Annotated in this window: 11 protein-coding genes and 1 tRNA gene; 8 read left to right on the top strand and 4 right to left on the bottom strand. The window is 69.8% G+C overall.

Features of this window, described 5'->3' with window-relative positions:
- Window positions 1-3 precede the first annotated feature (3 nt).
- Genes MTBUT4_RS04345 through MTBUT4_RS04335 form a run of 3 tightly spaced genes read left to right on the top strand, consistent with a single transcriptional unit; the run spans window position 4 to window position 3,562 of the window.
- Complete coding sequence (locus MTBUT4_RS04345) at window positions 4-369, top strand: response regulator (RefSeq protein ID WP_173978441.1); 366 nt, start codon at window positions 4-6, stop codon at window positions 367-369.
- Window positions 366-995: a chemotaxis protein CheX gene (locus tag MTBUT4_RS04340; protein WP_173978440.1), complete on the top strand. Its 630-nt coding sequence runs from the start codon at window positions 366-368 to the stop codon at window positions 993-995. Before MTBUT4_RS04345 ends, MTBUT4_RS04340 begins: the two co-directional genes overlap by 4 nt.
- Window positions 992-3,562 (top strand): EAL domain-containing protein, encoded by a 2,571-nt coding sequence (locus tag MTBUT4_RS04335; RefSeq protein ID WP_173978439.1) that lies wholly within the window; start codon window positions 992-994, stop codon window positions 3,560-3,562. The genes MTBUT4_RS04340 and MTBUT4_RS04335 overlap by 4 nt, the downstream gene beginning before the upstream one ends.
- Window positions 3,563-3,648: 86 nt before the next feature.
- Here MTBUT4_RS04335 and MTBUT4_RS04330 read toward each other — a convergent pair.
- The 3 genes from MTBUT4_RS04330 to MTBUT4_RS04320 form a co-directional block, all read right to left on the bottom strand.
- A tRNA-Gln gene (locus tag MTBUT4_RS04330) sits at window positions 3,649-3,722 on the bottom strand.
- A 170-nt stretch (window positions 3,723-3,892) separates the two neighbouring features.
- Window positions 3,893-4,288 carry a TerB family tellurite resistance protein gene (locus tag MTBUT4_RS04325; RefSeq protein WP_173978438.1) on the bottom strand — a complete coding sequence of 132 codons (396 nt, stop codon included), beginning with the start codon at window positions 4,286-4,288 and terminating at the stop codon, window positions 3,893-3,895.
- A 2-nt stretch (window positions 4,289-4,290) separates the two neighbouring features.
- Window positions 4,291-4,788, bottom strand: coding sequence for a phage regulatory CII family protein (locus MTBUT4_RS04320; RefSeq protein WP_173978437.1), 498 nt, complete (start codon window positions 4,786-4,788; stop codon window positions 4,291-4,293).
- Window positions 4,789-5,111: 323 nt separating this feature from the next.
- On the opposite strand from MTBUT4_RS04320, the gene MTBUT4_RS04315 reads away from it, so the two are divergent.
- Window positions 5,112-14,585: a LamG-like jellyroll fold domain-containing protein gene (locus MTBUT4_RS04315; protein ID WP_173978436.1), complete on the top strand. Its 9,474-nt coding sequence runs from the start codon at window positions 5,112-5,114 to the stop codon at window positions 14,583-14,585.
- Window positions 14,586-14,598: 13 nt separating this feature from the next.
- Window positions 14,599-17,610: an ABC transporter substrate-binding protein gene (locus MTBUT4_RS04310; RefSeq protein ID WP_173978435.1), complete on the top strand. Its 3,012-nt coding sequence runs from the start codon at window positions 14,599-14,601 to the stop codon at window positions 17,608-17,610.
- 3 nt (window positions 17,611-17,613) lie between these two features.
- Here the strand turns inward: MTBUT4_RS04310 and MTBUT4_RS04305 are convergent, their stop codons facing one another.
- Window positions 17,614-18,015 (bottom strand): TerB family tellurite resistance protein, encoded by a 402-nt coding sequence (locus MTBUT4_RS04305; RefSeq protein WP_173978434.1) that lies wholly within the window; start codon window positions 18,013-18,015, stop codon window positions 17,614-17,616.
- Window positions 18,016-18,173: 158 nt separating this feature from the next.
- Between MTBUT4_RS04305 and MTBUT4_RS04300 the strand changes: the two genes are divergently transcribed.
- The 3 genes from MTBUT4_RS04300 to arfB form a co-directional block, all read left to right on the top strand.
- Window positions 18,174-20,150 (top strand): cache domain-containing protein, encoded by a 1,977-nt coding sequence (locus MTBUT4_RS04300; protein ID WP_173978433.1) that lies wholly within the window; start codon window positions 18,174-18,176, stop codon window positions 20,148-20,150.
- 80 nt (window positions 20,151-20,230) lie between these two features.
- Window positions 20,231-20,716 (top strand): hypothetical protein, encoded by a 486-nt coding sequence (locus MTBUT4_RS04295; RefSeq protein ID WP_173978432.1) that lies wholly within the window; start codon window positions 20,231-20,233, stop codon window positions 20,714-20,716.
- Window positions 20,713-21,134: alternative ribosome rescue aminoacyl-tRNA hydrolase ArfB (arfB, locus tag MTBUT4_RS04290; RefSeq protein WP_173978431.1), on the top strand; the 422-nt coding region annotated here is incomplete at its 3' end. The genes MTBUT4_RS04295 and arfB, both read left to right, overlap by 4 nt.

Here is a 21,134-nt window from a genome sequence, read left to right as displayed (position 1 = left end):
GTCATGACGGCCAGGACCGTTTTGGTGGTGGACGACTCGCTGGTCGCCCGCATGTTGACGCGTCACCTGATCGAGACTGCCCGGCCTGGCTGGACGGTGGTCGAGGCGACATGCGGCGAGGATGCGCTGGCGCTGGTCGCCGGCGCCGCGCCCGACTGCATCCTGCTCGACGTCAACATGCCCGGCATCGGCGGCCTCGAGGCCGCGCGCCGGCTGCGCGAGGTGGCGCCGCTGGTGCCGGTGGCCCTGCTCACCGCCAACATCCAGGACGCCATCCGCCAGCGCGCCGGCGAACTGGGCGTCGGCTTCATGTCCAAGCCGGCGGCCCAGGCCGAGTTGGTCGCCTTCCTCGACGGGGTGGCGGCATGACCGGGTTCATCGGCGCCGTCGAGCGCGACGCGGTCACCGAGATGCTCAACATCGCCATCGGCCAGGCCGCCGCGTCGCTGTCGCGGCTGGTCGAGGACGAGGTGCAGTTGTCGGTTCCCTTCGTCGACTTCCTGTCCCCGGACGAGGCCGTCCGGCGCCTGGAGAGCGAGACCTCCGACGGCGATTCGGTGGCGGTGCGCCAGCGCTTCTCGGGACCCTTCCAGGGCACCATCCTGCTGATCTTCCCGGAGCGGCGCAGCCTCGACCTGGTCCGCCACATGCTGGGCGACCAGGTGCCGCTGGACCAGCTCACCGAGTTGGAACAGGAGGCGTTGATGGAGGTCGGCAACATCATCCTCAACGCCTGCCTGGGCAGCCTCGCCAACCAGCTCGGGCTCAAGGTGGAAAGCAGCCTGCCGGCCTGCCTGCGCGGGCGCGGCGCCGCCATCCTGGCCGGCGGGGCCGATCCGGCCGAGGAGCTGGTGATGTTCCTGCATGTCGATTTCCGGCTGCTGGCCAAGGACATCAGCGGCTACCTCGCCTTCGTCATGGACATTGCCTCGGCCCAGCAGTTCGTCGCGGCGGTGCGCGGCTTCCTGGACGGCCATGGGGGAGGCGGGGCATGACCACGGACCCGCTGCCCGGCCCCTCGTTCCGCGCCCTCTCCGACGCCAGCGAGATCGGGCTGGTGCTGCTCGGCCACGACGGGCGCATCGTGGTGTGGAATGCGTGGATGGCCGCGGCCTCCGACATCGAGCCCGCCGTCGCGCTGGGCAGCACCCTGGACCGGGTGTTTCCCCGGCTGGCCGGCGGGCGCATCGTCGCGGCGGTCGAGGACGCCCTGCAATCGGGGCTTTCGGCGGTGTTGTCGTCGTCGCTGAACAAGTCGCTGTTCCCGCTCACCCACCAGGGGCTGGCGCCCGAGCGTGGCGAACCCATGCACCAGATCGTGGTGATCAAGCCGCTGCCCGCGCCGACCGGCGGCCGCGCCTGCCTGGTGCAGGTGTTCGACATCACCACCATGGCCCACCGCGAGGCGCTGCTGCGGCAGCAGGCGCGGACCATGGAGGCGCTGGCCGAGAACTACCGCCTGTCCGAGCTGCACAACCGCGCCATCGTCGACAACACCGCCGACGCCATCGTCACCTTCGGCGAGGACGGCGCCATCGGCACCTACAATCCGGCCGCCGAGTGGATCTTCGGCTACGGTCCGCAGGAGATCGTGGGCAAGCCGGTGGGCACCCTGATCCCGGCCCTGGGCGGCGCCGACGCCCGCCTGCAGGCCGATTCCCTGGCCGCCGAGCGGCGCGAGGTGACGGGGCGGCGCAAGTCGGGCGACGACTTCCCGCTGGAGCTGTCGGTCAGCGCCATGGAGGTGGGCGGCCAGCCCTACTACGTCGCCGTCGCCCACGACATCACCGAGCGCAAGCAGGCCGAGCAGGAGCTGAAGACCCAGAAGGAGTGGCTGACCACCCTGATCAACGCCATGCCCGATCTGGTCTGCTTCAAGGACGGCGACGGCCGCTGGCTGGTCGCCAACGAGTTCTACCGCAGCATCGCCGGCCTGAGCGGCATCGACTACCAGGGCCGCACCGGGCCGGAGCTGGCGCGGCTGTCCCAGGGCAAGGCCGACTTCCTGCTCGCCACCGCCGAGACCGACCAGCGCGCCTGGGCCAACCGCGCCCCCATCGCCTACGAGAAGGAACTGTCCTCGCCCAGCGGCGAGACCCGCGTCTTCGACGTCGCGAAGATCCCGCTGTTCAATCCCGACGGCAGCCGCCGCGGCCTGGTCCTGGTCGGGCGCGACATCACCGAGCGCCGGCTGGCCGCCGCCCGCATCCACCACCTCGCCCACCACGATTCGCTGACCGGCCTGCCCAACCGCTCGCTGTTCCAGGAAAGCCTGCGCGTCGCCCTGGCCCAGGCGCGGCGCGTCGATCACAAGGTGGCGCTGCTGTTCCTCGACCTCGACAAGTTCAAGGACATCAACGACACCCTGGGACACCATGTCGGCGACCTGCTGCTGAAGGCGGTGGCCAAGCGGCTGCTGCGCTGCGTGCGCGAGACCGATAACGTGGCCCGCCTGGGCGGCGACGAGTTCGCGGTGCTGCTGACCAACCTCGAGGACGCCGAGGGCGCCGGCACCGTGGCCGAGACCATCATCGCCTCGGTCGCCGATCCGTTCGGCATCGAGGAGCACGAGGTGCTGACCTCGGCCTCCATCGGCATCACCTTGTTCCCCGACGATGCCGGCGATGCCGAGGCACTGCTGAAGAACGCCGACCTCGCCATGTTCCGTTCCAAGGCGGAAGGGCGCAACGGCTACCACTTCTACGTCGCCGAGATGGATGCCGAGGTGCAGGCGCGCAAGCAGGTGGAACGCGACCTGCGCCTGGCCATGGGCACCGAGCAGCTGGAGCTGTACTACCAGCCGCTGGTCGAGGTGAAGACCGGCGAGGTCATGGGCTGCGAGGCGCTGCTGCGCTGGAAGCACCCGGACCACGGCTTCATCAGCCCGGCCGATTTCATTCCCATCGCCGAGCGCACCGACCTGATCGCCCCCCTGGGCCGCTGGATCCTGCACCGCGCCTGCCTGCAGGGCCGCGACTGGGCGCGCGACGGCCTGCCGCCCATGAAGATCGCCGTCAATCTGTCGCCGGCCCAGTTCAAGCACCACGAGACCCTGGTCGCCATGGTCGCCGATATCCTCGACCAGACCGGCTTCCCCCCCGACCACCTGCAGCTGGAGATCACCGAGGGCATCGCCATGCAGAACGTCGAGGCGACCATCCTGGTGCTGCGCCAGATGCGCGACATGGGGGTGCTGATCTCCATCGACGATTTCGGCACCGGCTATTCGTCGCTGAACTACCTGAAGCGCTTCCCGGTGGACAAGCTGAAGATCGACCGCTCGTTCGTCATCGACATCGGCGACCATCCCTGCAACGCGGCGGTGGTGAAGGCCATCGTCAACCTGGGCCACTCGCTGGGCACAAGGGTCAACGTCGAGGGCGTCGAGACCCGCGAACAGCTGGACTTCCTGATCTCCCACGGCGTCGACGAGGCGCAGGGCTTCTACTTCGCCAAGGCGCTGCCGGCCGACGAATTCGCCCGCCTGGTGCGTGAAAAGAGCCCCTACGACCTCACCGAGGGCATCCCGGCCCCCATCCGCGGGCCGCGGCGGCGAAGCTGACGCCCAATCGTCCTGCCCTTTGCGTCTCGGGCCTGTCGTTGAGACCATTGCCGCGCCCAGGCTTCCATGGCCAGGGCCGGGGAAGTTGGCTGGGGGACTAGGATTCGAACCTAGACTGGCGGAGTCAGAGTCCGCTGTCCTACCGTTAGACGATCCCCCAGCAGGGCCGGCACGGGAACCATGGGGGTCCCGGCGGGAGGGGCACCTTCTATCACACAGCTTCCGCGCTTGTGAAGGGGGAAAGTTGGGGTGGTCATGGCGGTCGGATGACGGATTTTTATCCAACCGTTATTCCGTCACTCCCGCAAACGAGCCCGGTAGTCCGAGCGCTCACCCCTTGACCGCTGTCTCCACCGGCGGGCGGGAGGCGGCCGGGCTCTCGGCCCAGGCCAGCAGATCGGCCAGCACCGGGGCGCCGAAGCCGAACGAGGCGGCCAGACGCTTCAGCACATCGTTCTCGTTGGGATGGCGGCGCCCGTCGGCCAGCGCCACCACATACAGCTCGCCCAGCAGCAACAGCCGCGCGGCGCGGTCGGGAAACAGCGACAGCGGCGGTTCGATGAAGTAATCGGCCGCCGCGATGGCGCCGGTCACGCCCAGCTCCTGCTCGAGCCAGTCGATGCGCTGGGATTCCGCCGCCGCGGCGGAATGATCCGCCACCATCATCTGGACGGCGAAGACCGCCAGGGCCTTGCGCTGGTCGGTCGAAAGGTCCTTGAGCTCCATGTCTACCCCCGTCTGTCCGTGCCGAGCGCGCAATCCACCAGGCGCTTTCGCATCATCCGCAGGCGTTCCATCGCCTCGTCGATTTCGGCCACCGCCCGGCTGGCCTCGGCGGCGGTGATGACCGAGCCGCCGTCGCTGTCCTCGGACAGGGCGTCGAACACCGCGCGCTGGACGTCGCCGGTCTCGGCCGCCACCTCGATGGCCAGGCGTTCGAGATTGGTATTGTGGCCGCCCGCCGCCTGCTGCGCCAGCGCCGCCACCTCGGCGTCGAAGGCGATGGAGAACCATTCCGGATGGCCCTCCGCCCGCAATTGCGCCGCCACCACCTTGACCTGGTCCCAGCTCAGGAAGGCGAAGCCGTTGGGAAGGTTGGGATTGCAGGCCTTGTACAAGGTGCTGGCGCTGACCCCGACCAGGGCGGCCACTTGGTCCCGCCCCAGCCGCGTCATGGCGTCCGATACCGCGAAGCTGGTGGTCGCGAACGGTTTCGGCGTCGTCATGGCAAAAAGAACCCCCCCGATTGGACCCCACCCCGCCCCGGAACCGAGGCACGATACTGTGCACCGGGACAACGCCGGCGGAAAGAGGAAACCATGATTGCGCACAGGCCTCAAGCGAACGCATCCGTTACAGCCGATCTGCCTAATGCGGAAGACTTAGAGTGCCTCATTCTGAGGTTGCGGGAACTCTTGCTGTCGCTGGACGGTACCGATGAAAAGAGGTACATCCGAACCCATGGGCAGGGCGCGGCGGCGAGCCGGCGACGCAACCGCCGCAGCACCTGGTAGGCGTGTAGGGACCACGCCACCGGAGGACAACTTGGATGTCGTGGACGCAAGGCGCCTCGCCCGCTGAAACGGCGGTTCTGGACCACCTTCGCGCCGAGGCGGAGCCGCAGCGGATCGGGAACGATCTGGTGCTGGTCGGCCCCGATGGCGAGCGGGTGGTCATCGCCGACTATTTCATCCTGGAGCCGCCGCCCGCGCTGCCGGTATGGGCGGTGCTGCCCATGCCGGTGCCGATCCTGCTGGCGGCCGGCGACGCCATCGTGTCCGACGCCGTTGCCGATCCCGGCATCGCCGAGCAACTGGCGCAGGCACCGGCGACGGCCAAGGGCGGGGTGTCGCCGCAGGCCATCGAGGCCTTCAAGCTGGCCATTTCCAGCGGCAAGAGCGTCGATGCCGCCATTTCCGAGCTGGTCGCCGCCGAGATCAAGGCTGCCGCCGCCCGCGGCATTCCCGTCGCGGTGGCGCAGAAGGCGGCCGGGGCGTTTTCCACCGAACTGGTGCTCAATCTCGGCAGCAAGATGTCGGTCGAGGACGCGGTGGCCGACGCCGAGCGGGTGTTCAAGGGCGCGGTGAAGGCAGCCCAGGTGGAGGCCCAGCCGGAGAACCCGCTGATGGCGGCGCTGACCTCGGGCAAGGGCGCCGACGCGGCGCTGGCCCAGCTGGGCATCTCCGGCGGCAACGCCGCCAAGGCGGTGGGCGACGCGCTGGGCGCCGGCGAGCAGCAGGCCGGCGCGGTCGGCAAGGGTCTGGCCGCCGGCGCCGCCCAGGCCAAGGCCGGATTGGGCGGCGACGCGCTGCTGCAGGCCCTGGTCAGCGGCCAGGGGCTCGAGGCGGTCGGCCTGACCGACCCGGCCGCCGCCGCCCGCTTCGCCGAGATGTTGCAGCAGGGGGCCAGCCCGGCCCAGGCCCTGGCCGCCGCCAAGGCCGCCGCCGCCGCCGCCGGTGCGGCGCAGAAGGAGGCCGAGGCCGCCGGCAAGGCCGGCATGGAGGCCATGGCCTCGGGCCAGGGCGATGCCGCCGCGCTGGCCCAGGCGGCCCGGCAGGCCGGCATCGACCTGCCCGTGGCCGGCAAGGCCACCGGCGCCGAAGGCCCGGCCAGCGCCATGGAAGCCCTGGCCTCCGGCCAGGGAATCGCCGAGATGGTGGGCGGCAGCGGGCAATCGTTCGAGCAGGCGCTGGGCGCCGCGCTGGCGGCGGGCGGCTCGCTGGATCAGGCCATGGCCGCCGCCCAGACCGCCGCCGCCGCCGTCCAGGCAGCGGGGGCCAAGGACTCCACCCTCGGGCAGATCGCCGCCGGCAATGCCGGCGCGCTCAGCGGCTCCGCCGCCTTCGAGAAGGCGGTGGGCGAGGCCCTGAGCACCGGCCAGTCGGCCGGCAATGCCATCGCCGAAGCCAGCGCGCGGGCGGCGAACGCGGCCGCCGCCGATGCGCGGGCGGGCGTCGCCGCACCGGTCAACCAGGTCTTCACCCCCGCCCCGCCGCCGGCGACCGTGTCGGCGCCGCCGCCGCCCGCCCCGGTGAACACCTCGCTAACCGCCGCCCCCCAGGTCGGCGTCGTCAACCTGTCCGTCTTCAATCCCGCTCCGGCGCCGGTGGCGCCACCGCCGCCGCCACCGCCGGTCAACCCCATTTTCGTCGCCCCGCCGCCGCCGCCGCCACCGCCGCCGCCGCCGCCGCCCGTGCAGGTGGTGATCGACAATTCGCCGCGGCCCAACGCCCCCCCGGTCGCCCCCACCCTGACCGTGGCGGCGGCGGTCGCCTTCGACGAGGACACCGTCCTGTCGCTGCCCTTCACGGTGTCCGACCCCGACAGCACCATCACCGGCATCCAGGCGGTGACCGCCAACGGCACTCTGCTGCCGACCCTGACGGTCAGCGGCACCGGCGCCAACCGCACCCTGTCGGCCAATCCGGGCGCCCACCTCAACGGCGGCACCACCGTCACCCTGACCGTCACCGACAGCCAGGGCCTGAGCGCCACCCAGCAGATCGCAGTGACGGTGAACCCGGTCAACGACGCCCCGGTGCTGGTCGCCACCAACGCCGCCACGCTGACCCGCGGCCAGTCCGTCGCGCTGACCGGCACGCTGAACGGCACCGACATCGACAACACCGACGCCCAGATGACCTTCACGGTGACGGCGCAGCCCGCCGGCGGCGCCCTCTACCGCAGCGGTGTCGCGGTCACCAGCTTCTCGGTCGCCGACGTCAAGGCGGGGCTGGTCAGCTACCAGCATTTCGGCGGTTGGGGCGCGGCCAGCGACAGCTTCACCTATTCGTTCTCGGACGGCGCCGGCGCCACCACCACCGGCCACACCTTCGCCCTGACCGTCAATTCCTCGTCGGCGCCGCTGAACCTGCACGCCTACAAGGCCAGCGCGTACCAGACCCTGGCCAGCCAGACCTATACGGTCAGCGCCGACAAGGTGCTCGACACCCTTCTCCTCACCAACCCGAAGATCGAGAGCGTCTCGTACACCATTCCCAATCTGCTGGGTCCGGTGACCGGAGCCGCGCTGCGGGTGGTGGCCCAGGACATCGATTACGGGCTTGGCGAGCGCGACCGGGTGTCGTTCGACGGGCATGTGCTGGGATACCTCAACGGCACCAACAACAACACCTCCACCACCACCTTCTCGCTCACCCCCGGCTGGGTCGACAGCGGCAGCCACACCGTCGGCGTGGAGCTGATCACCCCGCTATACTACGCCACCGTCAAGTCGGCCTCGCTCACCGTCTCGACCACGGCGGTGACCGGCGCCAGCGTGTCGGCCTTCCATCTGGAAGGCGCCACCATCTCGGGCAGCACGGTCTACGCCGACACCCGCACCGTGGTCCACGCCAACACCACCGGCACCTACCAGCTGATCCTGCGGGTATTGAACGGCAGCGGCGCCATCGTCAGCACCACCACCCTGCCCGCCTTCACCGCCACCGCCGGCCAGGACGTGGTGCTCAACGCCAGCCCGACCTATGCGCTGAGCGCGGCGTCGGGCACGTACAAGGTCCAGGCCAGCCTGCTCGCCACCGCCGAGTCCACCCACCAGACGGTGGTGGCGCAGTCCTTCACCCACACCCAGAACAGCGGCCCGACCCTGCCGAGCGCCTCGCTGCTGGTGGCGCAGAGCGCCGCGACGGGCACCGTGGTGGCGCTGCTGGGCCATTCCGAGGCCGACCTCAACCAGGCGGTCACCTATTCCCTGCTCGATACAGCCGGCGGCCGCTTCGGCATCGCCACCAATGCCCAGGGGGTGGCCGAGCTGCGGGTGGCCGGGGCGCTGGGCACCGCCAGCCAGCACGTGGTGCGGATCAAGGCCACCGACGCCACCGGGGTGTCGGTGGTCGAGGACTTCACCATCGCCACCACCAACGTCAACCAGGCCCCCAGCGGTACCGACCTGGCGGTCGCCACCAGCGAGGACGTGGCGCTGACCATGGCCTCGGGCTTCGTCGACCTGGACGGCGATGCCCTGACCTACGCCATCGCCGCCCAGGCCGGCAACGGCACCGCCACCATCGCCGCCGACGGCACCTGGACCTATACCCCCAGCGCCAACTGGTCCGGCACCGACACCTTCCAGGTCAGCGCAGCCGATGCCGGGCACGCGGCGGTGACCAAAACCGTCACCGTCACCGTCGATGCGGTCAACGACGCCCCGACCTCGAGCAACGTCACCCTGACCGCCACCGAGGACACCAACCGGGTCTTCACCCTGGCCGATTTCGGCTTCGCCGACGCCGATACCAGCGACCTGCTGGCCAAGGTGGCGCTGACCGGCTTCAGCGGGGCCGGCAGCCTGCAGAGCTATGACGGCACCACCTGGACCACCCTGAACCTGGCGACCACGCAGGAGCTGTCGCGCAACGACATCGAGGCGGGCTACCTGCGCTACGTGCCGGCGGCCAACGCCAACGGCTCGGGCCAGGCCACCGTGACCTTCAAAGTCAATGACGGACAGGCCGACTCGGCGGCCGCCTATACGGCGACCATCGACATCACCGCCGTCAACGACGCCCCCACCGCACCGGTGGTCAGCGTCGCCCCCGCCGCCCAGCCGGCCCGGGCGCTGGATTTCAACGGCACCGACAGCCACGTCACCCTGCCCGCCACCCTGGCCGGGGCCACCGATTTCACCTTCGAGGCCTGGGTCAACCCGGACGGCGCCGGCGATCTCCAGCGCATCTTCGACCTGGGGGCCGGCGCCTCGGCCACCAAGTACATGTTCCTGACCCCGCGGGCCGCCGCCACCGGCGCCGCCCGCTTCGCCATCTCCACCGGCGGCGCCGCCGGCGAGCAGGTGCTGAGCGGCGGCACCCTGACTGCCGGCACCTGGACCCATCTGGCGGTCACCCTGTCGGGCAACACCGGCACCCTGTACGTCAACGGCGTGGCGGTGGCGACCAATACCGCCATGACCCTGGACCCCAAGGATATCGGCGCCACCTTGGCCTATCTGGGCCGCTCGCTGCAGTCCGGCATCGCCTATTTCGACGGCAAGCTGGCCGACGTCCGGGTGTGGGCCACCGGCCGCACCGCCGCCGAGATCGCCGCCGACCTGAACCGCCGCCTGACCGGCTCGGAGCCGGGGCTGGTCGGCTACTGGCGCCTGGACGAGGCCATGGGCGCCGCCGCCAACGGCACCCAGCTGGTCAACGAGGTCACCGGCAGCGCCGCCGCCACGGTGGTGAACGGCGCCACCTGGGTGGAAAGCGCCACCGCCGCCACCGGCACCGCCATCACGGTGGATGCCAACACCCAATACGAGGGCAAGGTCAGCGCCACCGACGTCGAGGGGCAGGCCATCACCTACGGCGTCAATGCCGGCGGCGCTCCGTCCAAGGGAACGTTGACCGTCAACACCGACGGCACCTTCACCTATACCCCCAACACCAACGCCACCGGCACCGACACCTTCACCGTCAAGGCCACCGATGCCGGCAACGCCACCACCACCCAGGCCATCACCGTCACCATCGCCGACAAGCCGGTGGTCCAGGGTGGCCGCGACGGCAACGGCGCGTTGCAGGTGGCGGCCGGCGAATACGCCCTGGCCGCCATGGGCACCGCCACCGCCAGTACCAAGGTGACCGTCGAGGCGACGGTGATGCTGACCGGCAGCGCCACCAAGCACAATCTGCTGTGGTGGGGCGACGGCACCGTCAACACCGGCGGCACCTCGAAGCGGTTCGTGCTGGAGGTCAACAACGGCGTCCTGGGGCTGTGGACCAACCCCTACCGCTTCGACGCCACCGGGGTGACGCTGTCCGCCGGCACCTGGTACAACCTGGCCGCCGTCTACGATGCCGGCACCGTCCGCATCTACATCGACGGCGCCCAGGTGCTGGAGACCTCGGCGGCGGCGCTGGCCACCGCCACCACCATCAACGCGGCGAAGGCCGCCGAAATCAACGCCTTCGCCCTGGCCGGCAGCGCCCAGTACGTGGGCATCGGCGCCGATATCGCCCCCACCACATTCCCCAGCACCGCGATCATCGACGAGGTCAAGGTGTGGAACGTCGCCCGCACCGCCGCCGACATCAAGGCCGATGCCGGCCGCGTGCTGACCGGCAAGGAGCCGGGGCTGCAGGGCTACTGGAACTTCGACGGATTGTCGAAGACGGTCACCGACCTCACCGGCAACGGCCACGACGCGGTGTTCGCGTCAAGCACCCTGCCGGCGGTGCTCCAGCGCGGTCCCGACGACAAGGTGCTAAGCTTCGACGGGGTCAACGACTACGTCTCGCTGCCGGCTTCGGTGGCCAACGTCACCGACTTCACCTTCGAGGCGTGGGTCAAGCCGGCGTCGTCCACCGGGTACCAGCGCATCTTCGACTTCGCCGATACCGGCGCCGCGCCCGCCAAGTACATGTATCTGGTCACCACCACCGACAGCGGCGGCGGTACCGGCGGCCTGCGCTTCGTGCTCAGCAATTCCGGCGACTGGACCGCCGAGCAGCGGTTGGACGGCTCGGTGCTGCCGCTCAACCAGTGGAGCCACGTGGCGGTCACGCTGTCGGGCGACACCGGGCGCATCTACGTCAACGGCGTCGAGGTCGCCAGCAGCAACGGCATGACCATCAACCCGTCGGACCTGGGCATCGACCAGGCCCTGCTGGGCAAGTCGCTGTTCGCCCACGACCCCTATTACAGCGGCTCCATCGCCGACGTGAAGGTGTGGAACACCGCCCGCAGCGGCGCCCAGATCGCCAGCGACATGACCACCCGGCTGACCGGCGCCGAGGCCGGTCTGGTCGGCTATTTCCCGCTCACCGACGGCGCCGGCACCGCCGCCGCCAACCTGGTGACCGATGCCGCCGCCGGCACCATCTCGGGCGCCGCCTGGCAGGGCGCCGCGCCGCTGGCCATCGACCCGCCCGACCGCGCCCTTCATTTCGACGGCACCGACGACCGCCTCATCCTGCCGGCCGCCCTGTCCACCGGCACCAGCGCCTTCACCTACCAGGCCTGGATCAGGACCTCGAAGACCACCGGGCGCCAGGAAATCCTGTGCGTCGGCGACGGGCCGACCAACCAGGGCGCCTTCCTCTTCGTCCAGAACGGCCGGCTGCAATTCGACTATGCCGGCACCACCGGCCCGACCTCGGCCCGCATGGTGGCGGACGGCGCCTGGCACCACGTCGCCGTGACCGTCAGCGCCAACAGCCTGGCCACCCTGTACGTGGACGGGGTCGCCGACGGCAGCCTGAACTACAACCACGCCCCCACCCTGGCCTCGGCCTTCGCCAGCGTCGGCGCCAAGACCACCAACGGCACCAATTATTCCGACTTCTTCAGCGGCGACATGGCCGAGCTGGCGGTGTGGTCCAAGGCCCTGACCGCCGCCCAGGTGGCCGATGCCATGAACGGCCAGATGTCGGGTACTGAAGACTCCCTGCTCGGCTATTACCGCATGGACGAGGGCAGCGGCACGGTGGTGGCGAATTCCGTCTCCACCTCGGCCGCCGGCCCGGGCACCCTGACCAATGGCCCGACCTGGGCGGTGACCGGCGCCCCGGTCTTCGACGCCGCCGTGACCACCGAGGCCAATACCGCCCTGCGCGGCGAGCTGAAGGCCGGCGACGCCGATGGTTCAAGCTTCACCTGGACCAAGACCGCCAATCCCGGGCACGGCTCGGTCACCGTCAATGCCGATGGCACCTACGTCTACACCCCCAACCGCGACTGGATCGGCACCGACAGCTTCACCGTCACCGCCAGCGGCGGCGGCTACAGCAGCAGCCGGGTGATCAGCGTCACCGTCAACGACCCGGTGGTTGCGGCCTCGGCGGCGGCGACCGTCCCCACCAACACCCACCTGGAGCTGCCGGGATCGTCCTACCTGACCGGCGCCGCGGTGTCGTTCTCCACCTTCACCTACGAGGCGTGGGTCAAGCCCACCACGACCGGCGGCTGGAAGGGCATCATCAGCGAGGCGACCACCGGCGGCCAAGGCATGGCGACCCTGGGCCTGACCGGCGACAACGTGGTGTTCGAGGTGTGGCAGCCTTCGGGGTCCATGCGCTACATCAGCACGGCCTCCGTCAACGACGGCAACTGGCATCACCTGGCCGCGTCGTGGGACGGCACCACCGGCATCATCTACGACAACGGCGTCGCCATGGCGACGACCCTGTCCCAGGCCGGCAACAACGCCGCCGGCTTCGCCGTGAACAACCAGATTCTCAATGTCGGGGCCATCTCGGCCGCCACCAACGCCTTCATCGGCCACATCGACGAGGTGAAGGTGTGGAGCACCGTCCGCACCGAGACCGAGGTCAAGCAGGACATGGTCCGCGTTCCCGAGAGCACCGAGCCCGGCCTGCAGCGCTATTACGATTTCCAGCGGGACGACGGCAACGCCGTCCGCCTCAACGCCGCCGACGGCAGCAACGATTCCATCACGCTGACCAACGCCAACGACCGCCTGGACGTCGGAGCCGCCGGAACCCTGGAACTTTGGGTCAAGCGGGAGCAATGGAACACCGCGACCGACCAGTCGATCCTGCATGCCGGCATCGGCGGCACCCTGGACAACGCCCTCTACCTCAGCGCCCATTCCAGTGTCGGCCTGCATTTTCGCTATGGCGGCGGCGACCAGGCCGGCAACAAGTACCTGAATTACCAGGGCAGCGACAATTGGTCCGACAATTCGTGGCACCACATCGCCGCCAGTTGGGACAACGGCGCGCTCAAGCTCTATGCCGATGGCCAACTGGTGGACAGCGACAGCACTGCCCTCATCGTCTCCAATCTCAACCCGGCCTGGTCCCTGGGCGCCCTGGTGTCCAACGGCGATACCACCTGGGCCAACGGCATGACGGTGGACGACGTGCGCATCTGGAACACCGCGCGCTCGGCCGCCGACATCCAGTCGGACATGCAGACCGCCCCGGCCGGCACCGAGACCGGCCTCCAGGGCTGGTGGACGCTGGACGAGGCCACCGGCGCCACCCTGGCCGATTCCACCGGCCACGGCAACACCGGCACCCTGACCAACGGCACCCATGTGGACACCTTCACCTCGACCCTGGCCGCCCAGGGCAGCGGCACGCCCAGCCTGCAGGCCACTTCGTCGCCGACCCTGAGCACCACCAATCACGGCCTGAAGTTCGACGGCGTCGACGACTATGCCAGCGCCGGAAACATCTTCAACGTCGGCACCGGCGATTTCAGCATCGAGGCCTGGATCAATCCGACCAATGTCACCGGCAACCATGCGTTCCTGACCAAGGACGTCAGCGGATCAAACCCGCAATTCGACTTTCTCCTCTCCAATGGCAAGGCGGCCTTCCAATTGGCCAGTGCCGACGGCGGCAGCGCGCTGTGGGACGGCGATTTCACGCTCATGTCCCCCACCGCGCTGAATGTCGGCGAGTGGAATCACCTGGCGGTGACGCGGTCGGGCACGCAGTTCAGCCTTTACGTCAATGGCCAGGTGGTGGATACGGCAGCCAGTTCCACGGTGATCGACGTCAACAACGCCAATGCCCTGGTGCTTGGCGGCCAGTGGACGGCGGGGGGCGGAATCGTCTCGTCCACCGCCTTCCAGGGAACCCTCGACGAGGTGCGCCTGTGGACGGACGTGCGCACCGCCACCGAGATTTCCGAGAACTACACCAAGCGCCTGACCGGGTCCGAGGACAACCTGGCCGCCCTGTGGCACCTGGACGAGGGCAGCGGCACCGCCGCCGCCGACACCTCCAGCCACAATTACGACCTGAACCTGGTCAACGGCCCGACCTGGGACGACCTGCTGACCGAGACGGTGAACAACGGCGCCACCTACCGCTTCCTCACGCAGGGCAGCGAATCCGACGGCGGCGCCTTCAGCTTCGCCCTGATCGGCGCCAGCGGCGGCTCGACATTGGGCGCCGCCACCATCGACGCCAAGACCGGCGTGGTGTCCTATACGGCCGGCCAAGTGGACGGCAACGACCAGATCAGCTACCAGATCACCGATGCCGGCGGCGCCACCAGCGTCGGGCTCATCCAGGTGACCGTGCAGTGAAGGGGGATTGGGGGTGAAGGCTTTGGCGTGGGCGGCACCGGCCGTCGAGTGGTTCAACCAGGCCAGCAAGGCCAGCAAGTTCGCCGCCATCCTGGGCATCATGGCGGTGCTCGGGGTGCTGCTGTCGCTGGCCGCCAAGGTCACCTTCGTGCCCAAGGATTCCGCCTCGTCCTACCGCATGGCGGTGGTGGCGCCGCTGTCGGGGCCGTCGGCCGGGATCGGCCGCTCCATGGTCCAGGGCGCCCAGTTCCTGGCCGAAAGCGTCAACCGCGCCGGCGGCATCAACGGCAACACCCTGGTGGTCGAGCCCCTGGACGACCGGGGCGACCCGGCCGAGGCCCGGCGCCTGGCCGCCGAACTGGCCAACGGCTCGGCCCTGGCGGTGATCGGCCCGTTCTCGGCCGATGCCGGCCAGGCCGCCGCCGAGGAGCTGACCCGCGCCAAGGTCCCCGCCATCGCCCCCGCCGCCGGCTGGGCCGAAACCGTGGCCCGCGACGGCTGGGTGTTCAGCCCGCTCTACGATACCAAGGCCGAGGCCCGCTTCCTCGCCAATTACGCCCGCAACGTGATGGGCAACAAGCTGATGTCCATGGTGGTCGAGGACACCCCCTGGGGCCACGCCATGGCCGATTCCTTCGTCGAGACCTTCGTGCGCTTCGGCGCCCCGCCGCAGTTCCGCTTCGTATTCAAGCCCAATGGCGGCCCGGCCGAGATCGCCCGCCTGGTGGCCGAGTACAAGGCCAAGCGCGACGAGGCCGGCGCCCTGTTCCTGGCCGCCGACGAGGCCAGCGCCCCGGCGGTGGTCAAGGCGTTCAAGGACGCCAATCTGCGGCCGCAATGGTTCGCCCTGGGCCGCCTCGGCACCAACGCCTTCACCGAGGCCTTCGGTGCCGGCGGCCAAAGCTACACCAACGGCATCTACGTCTCGGCGCCGCTGCTGTTCGATACCGCCAACGAGGCGGCGCAAGGCTTCAAGGGCGCCTACCGCGACCGCTTCGGCGCCGAGCCCGACTGGCTGGCCGCCTACGCCCACGACGCCGCCAAGGCCATCGCCGACACGGTGCGCGACAAGGGCATCGGCAGCGGCGCCGGCGACATCGGACCCAAGCGCCAAACCATCCGCGACGGCCTGGCCGCCCGCGTCAGGCCCGAGGACGGCATCAAGGGGGTGACCGGCACCACCACCTTTCCCGACGGCCGCGCCCCCACCCCGGTGCTGATGGGCATCTACAACGGCGACAACCTGATCTCGGCGCTGACCCAACTGCAGCCCATCCCCCAGGGCGCGGTGTCCAACTACATCGAGGAGCTGCGCCAGGGCCGCGTGCTCTACGTCAACGACCGCTTCATGTACCGCACCAACGTGGTCTATGTCGGCCTGCAGGTGAAGGAGATCTCCGAGATCGACCTCGAGAAGGAGACCGCGCTCATCGACCTGGCTGTGTGGTTCCGCTACCGCGGCGAGTTCAAGCCGCAGGACCTGGTGTTCGCCAACGCCGCCGAGGAGATCAAGCTGGGCGAACCCGCCGACGAGGGCACCGTGGGCGACATGGCCTATCGCCTGTACCGCTTCAAGGGCCGGTTCAACATGAACTTCTCGGGGGCGCCGCGGTCCTATGGCAGCCACATCGTCGGCGTCTCGTTCCGCCACCACACCCTGAACCGCAACAACCTGCTCTATGTGGTCGATGTGCTGGGCATGCCCTCGGGCAACGCGCTGAAGGAGCGGCTGACCGAGGACAAGGTGCTGGCGGCCGGGCTGAACTGGGCGGTGGACCGCGCCTGGGTCAGCCAGGAGGTGGCGCTGGAGGACGCCCTGGGCGATCCCAAATATGTTGGCCACGGCTCGATCCAGCCGGATTTCTCGAAGATCGACTTGGGCATCGTCATCAAGCGCTCCAGCCTGTCGGCCCGCGACGTCATCCCCACCGAATGGTTCATCTACGTCGCCATCTTCGGCGCCCTCGCCTCGGTCTTCGCCATCGCCATGGAGACCAAGAAGTGGGGCCGCTTCTGGTACCTGCAATCGTTCGGCCTGCGGGCGGTGTTCTGGCCGCTGCTGCTGCTGGCCGGCGGCAGCCTGATCCTGGACCACGTCTACCAGACCCTGCCGCTGGCCCAGATCTGGGTGGCGGTGACCATTTACGACGTGCTGTGGTGGGTGATGCCGGCGCGGCTGGTGACCATGGCCATCTCGCGCTTCGCCTGGACGCCGCTGGAGGAGCGCTCGGGCAGGGCCATTCCCAACGTGGTGCGGGCGCTGGTGTCGTTCCTGATCTACGCCTTCGCCTTCCTGGGCATCCTGGCCTTCGTGCTGGAGCAGCCGATCACCTCGGTGCTGGCCGGCTCGGGCCTGCTCGCCATGATCGTCGGCCTGGCCATTCAGGCCAACCTGTCCAACGTGTTCTCGGGCATCGTCCTCAACATGGAGCGGCCGTTCGGGGTCGGCGACTGGGTCAAGATCGGCGCCGCCGAGGACGCCCACGTCACCGACGTGACCTGGCGCACCACCCGGCTGATGACGCGCTCGGGCATGTCCATCGCCATCCCCAACGCCAAGGTCTCGGAATCGCTGATCATCAATTACAGCGTCGAAGGCAAGGCGCGCATGACCATCCACCTCTACGTCGATCCCTCGCTATCCACCGAGGAGGTGCGCAAGGTGCTGCGCGACGCCCCGCTGGAATGCCCGGGCGTGCTGAGCGATCCGCCGCCCGGCGTCTATTTCGACGGCATCGTCGCCGCCGAGGGCGGCTGGCTGGCGCAGTATTCGGTGCTGTACTGGATCGCCGATTATTCCGGCAAGACGGCGGTGTCGGGCCGGGTGTGGGACGCCGTCTACCAGCGCCTGAAGACCGCCGGCATCCCGCTCGGCTCGGGCCTTGGCGCCCGCGCCGGCGCCGCCTTCGCCGCCATGCAGAAGGAGGAGGACGGCAGCCAGGTGGCCTTCCTGGAGAAGCCGGAATGGGAATTCGTGGAGAACAGCTTCCAGGACGAGATCGCCGGGCTGGCGAGCAAGACGTGACGCTCACACCCCCAGCGCCACCAACTTGCGGGCGTGGTCGGTCAGCGCCTTGTGGCGCCGCCCCCAGTCGTTGAGGTCGGCCATGCGGGCCGGCGGAATGCCGAGGCGGCGGGCGTATTCGCTCAGGGCCCCCGCCTCCTCGGGCTGCAGGCGGCAGTCGGAATAGGCGATCTGGAACAGCAGCAGCATCAGGGCGATGCGCGACCCGGGGGTGTCGAACAGCGACAGATCGGCCGGCTGGTGGAAGTCGGCCGGCGCCATCAGGTGGCCCACCCCCAGTTCGTGGCTGAGGTCGTGGATCACCTCGCGTTCCTCGTCACGCATCAGATGGTCGGCCAGCATCATGGCGTAGACCAGCTTGACGGTCGCCTTGCGCTGCTCGATCGAGAACTGCCGTGTCAGCATGTCCGCGCCCTCCCCGCCGCCCATTGTGGCGGCACCGGCGGCCGGGATCAACCGGCGCGCGGTCCAAAACCCGGACCCGGTTTTGCCGGCCGCCAAGTCATGATATCGTGGCGGAAACGGGCGGAAATGGGGCCGCCCGGCGCCTCCACGGGACCAGAGTGACTTCCAAGCCCGGACTGATCCACCAGCTGACCCTGCGCATCGCGGCCACGGTGGTCGTGGCGCTGGCGACCCTGACCGGCCTTTGGGTCGCCGCCGAGTACAGCCAGTTCACCGCCACCGCCGAGAAGGCGCGCGCCGATGGCGAGGAGCGGCTGCGCACCCAATTGCGCTACATCGTCGATGACGCCATCGCCCTGATCGAGGTGGAGCGGCGCAGCACCGAGGCGCGGGTCGAGCGGATCATCCGCGACCGTGTCGACGAGGCCCATGCCATCGCCGCCAACGTGGTGCGCACCGCCCCGCCCGGAGAACCCCGCGAGGTCGTCGCCGCCCATGTGCGCGAGGCGCTGCGGCCCATCCGCTTCAACGACGGACGCGGCTATTTCTTCGCCTTCGACATGGCCGGGATCGAACAGCTGTTCGCCGCCCGCCCCGAACTGGAGGGCAAGGACATGCTGGGCATGACCGGCGCCCGCGGCGAATTCGTGGTGCGCGATATGCTCGACATCGTCAAGGCGCAGGGCGAGGGCTTCTACCGCTACTACTGGACCCAGCCGGGCAAGCCCGGCGACGACCACCTGAAGATCGCCTACGTCAAGAAGCTGGAGGCGCTGGACTGGGTCATCGGCACCGGCGAATACGTCGAGGACATGGAGGCCGCCATCCAGGCCGAGATGCTGGCCCGGCTGTCCAAGCTGCATTTCGCCGACACCGGCTACCTGTTCGCCGGCCGCTTCGACGGCACCAGCCTGGCCGGTCCGCTGGCCGGGCGCAACGTGCTGGCGGAGGGGCCGCCGGAGGCGGCGGCGATAGTGGCGCAGCTGATCGACACCGCCCGCGCCGGCGGCGGACACATCGTCTACGACGTGCCCCGCAACATCGGGCTGGCGCCGGTGCGCAAGGTCAGCTACGTGGCGCCGGTGGCCGACTGGGACTGGTACGTCGGCACCGGGACCGCCCTCGACGCCGCCGAGGCGCTGATCGGCGCCGAGGCCGAGGTCCTGCGCCGGGGCATGCTGATCAAGGTCGCCATCGGGGCGGCGGTGGCCGTCGCCCTGCTGGGCGCCATCCTGGCCTTCATCCGCGCCGCCGCCATCCGCGCCGCCCGCGACACCGCCGACCTCGACCAGGGCCTGGCGGCGGCCTCGGCCACCTTGCTGCCGCTGGACGCCGAATCCCTGACCTTCGCCGAGCACCACCGCGTCGCCCTGGCCGCCAACCGCCTGATCGAACGGCGGCGCGAGGCCGAGGACGAATTGCGCGAGCACGGCCGCCAGCTGGAACGCATCAACGACGACCTGGAGCGCTTCGCCTACGTCGCCTCGCACGACCTGCAGGAGCCGCTGCGCACGGTGCGCCTGTTCCTGCAGCTGCTGGAAAAGCGCCTGGCCGGCAAGCTCGACGACGAATGCCGCGAATACATCGCCTTCGCCGTCCAGGGGGCCGAGCGCATGCGCGCCAACATCCTGGGCCTGCTGGCCTATTCCCGCGCCAACGCCGATGGCGAGCGGTCGATGCAAGTGGACGTGGCCGAACTGCTCCGCCCGGTGCTGGACGACCTGCGCGGCGCCATCGAGGCGGCCGGCGCGGCGGTCACGGTCGGCGCCATGCCCTCGGTCGCCGGCGAGCCCGCCCAGCTGGCCGCCGTGTTCCAGAACCTGATCGGCAACGCGCTGCGCTACCGTCACCCCGACCGCCCCCCCCGGGTCGAGGTCTCGGCGCGCCCCCTCGACGGCGGCGAGTGGGAATTCGCTGTCGCCGACAACGGCATCGGCATCCCCGAGGAATACCGCGAGGCGGTGTTCGAGCCGTTCCGCCGCTTCAACCAGCCCGGCTACGAATCCGGCACCGGCATCGGCCTCGCCTTGTGCCGCCGGGTGATCGAGAAGCACGGCGGCCGCATCCGCGCCCAATCGGACCATACCGGCACCACCATGATCTTCACCCTGCCGGGCTTCCCCCTCACCCCGTGACCTGCCGCCGCGCCGCCGGCGAATCCTGGACGTGCCGCCATGTTCCTGAGCCAAGCCATTCGCCGTTGCCGGAGTGCGTCATGATCGTCTTCGACCTGCGCGAGGAAGCGCGCCTGATCACCTACCTGTACCCCATCGGCGCCTGCGCCCTGGCCTTCGCGGCGGCGGCGCTGGCGCCGCTCCGCCTGCGCCGGCGCCTGCCCGAGGCGCTGGCCGACTCGGTGCGGCCGCTGGCGGTGATCTTCGGCCTCGTCACCGCCGGCCTGGTGTGGGTTGAATACGACGAACGCCGCCAGGCCGAGGCCCTGGTCGAACTCTGCCTGGCCGGCGGCTGCACGGTGGTGGAAGGCGAGGTCAGCGACGTCGAGCCGGTCCACAAGATATCCTCCGGCGGGCGCTACACCCAGGCGACCTATGGCGGCTATTTCCGCATCGGCGACACCCTCTTCGCCCACTACCCCCGCGACTTCTCCAGCTACAGCCCGGCCAACCACCTGCGCGACGGCGACCGCGCCAGGGCGTACCAGTCGGGCGAGACGCTGGTCCTGGTGGACCTGACCGATTGATCCCCATCACGCGCCGCATCCAGCTCGACGAGTCGGAAATCACCGAAACCTTCTGCCGCGCCTCGGGGCCGGGCGGGCAGAACGTCAACAAGGTGGAGACGGCGGTCCAGTTGCGTTTCGACGTGCGGGGCTCGCCCTCGCTGCCCGACGAGGTCAAGGCGCGGCTGGAGAAGCTGGCGGGGCGGCGCCTGACGCTGGAGGGGGTGCTGGTGATCACCGCCCAGGAGCACCGCAGCCAGGACCGCAACCGCGCCGAGGCGCTGGCCAAGCTGGTGGCGCTGATCCGCGAGGCGGCCAAGCCGCCGCCGCCCAAGCGCCGGCCGACCAAGCCGACCAAGGGGTCGCAGGAACGGCGGATGGACAGCAAGGCCAAGCGCGGCGCCACCAAGCGGCTGCGCGGCGGCCGGCCGGATCACGA

This window comes from Magnetospirillum sp. UT-4 (assembly GCF_902729435.1).
In the GTDB taxonomy this organism is placed as follows: Bacteria; Pseudomonadota; Alphaproteobacteria; order Rhodospirillales; family Magnetospirillaceae; genus Magnetospirillum.
This window is presented reverse-complemented; position numbering and strand designations above follow the sequence as displayed.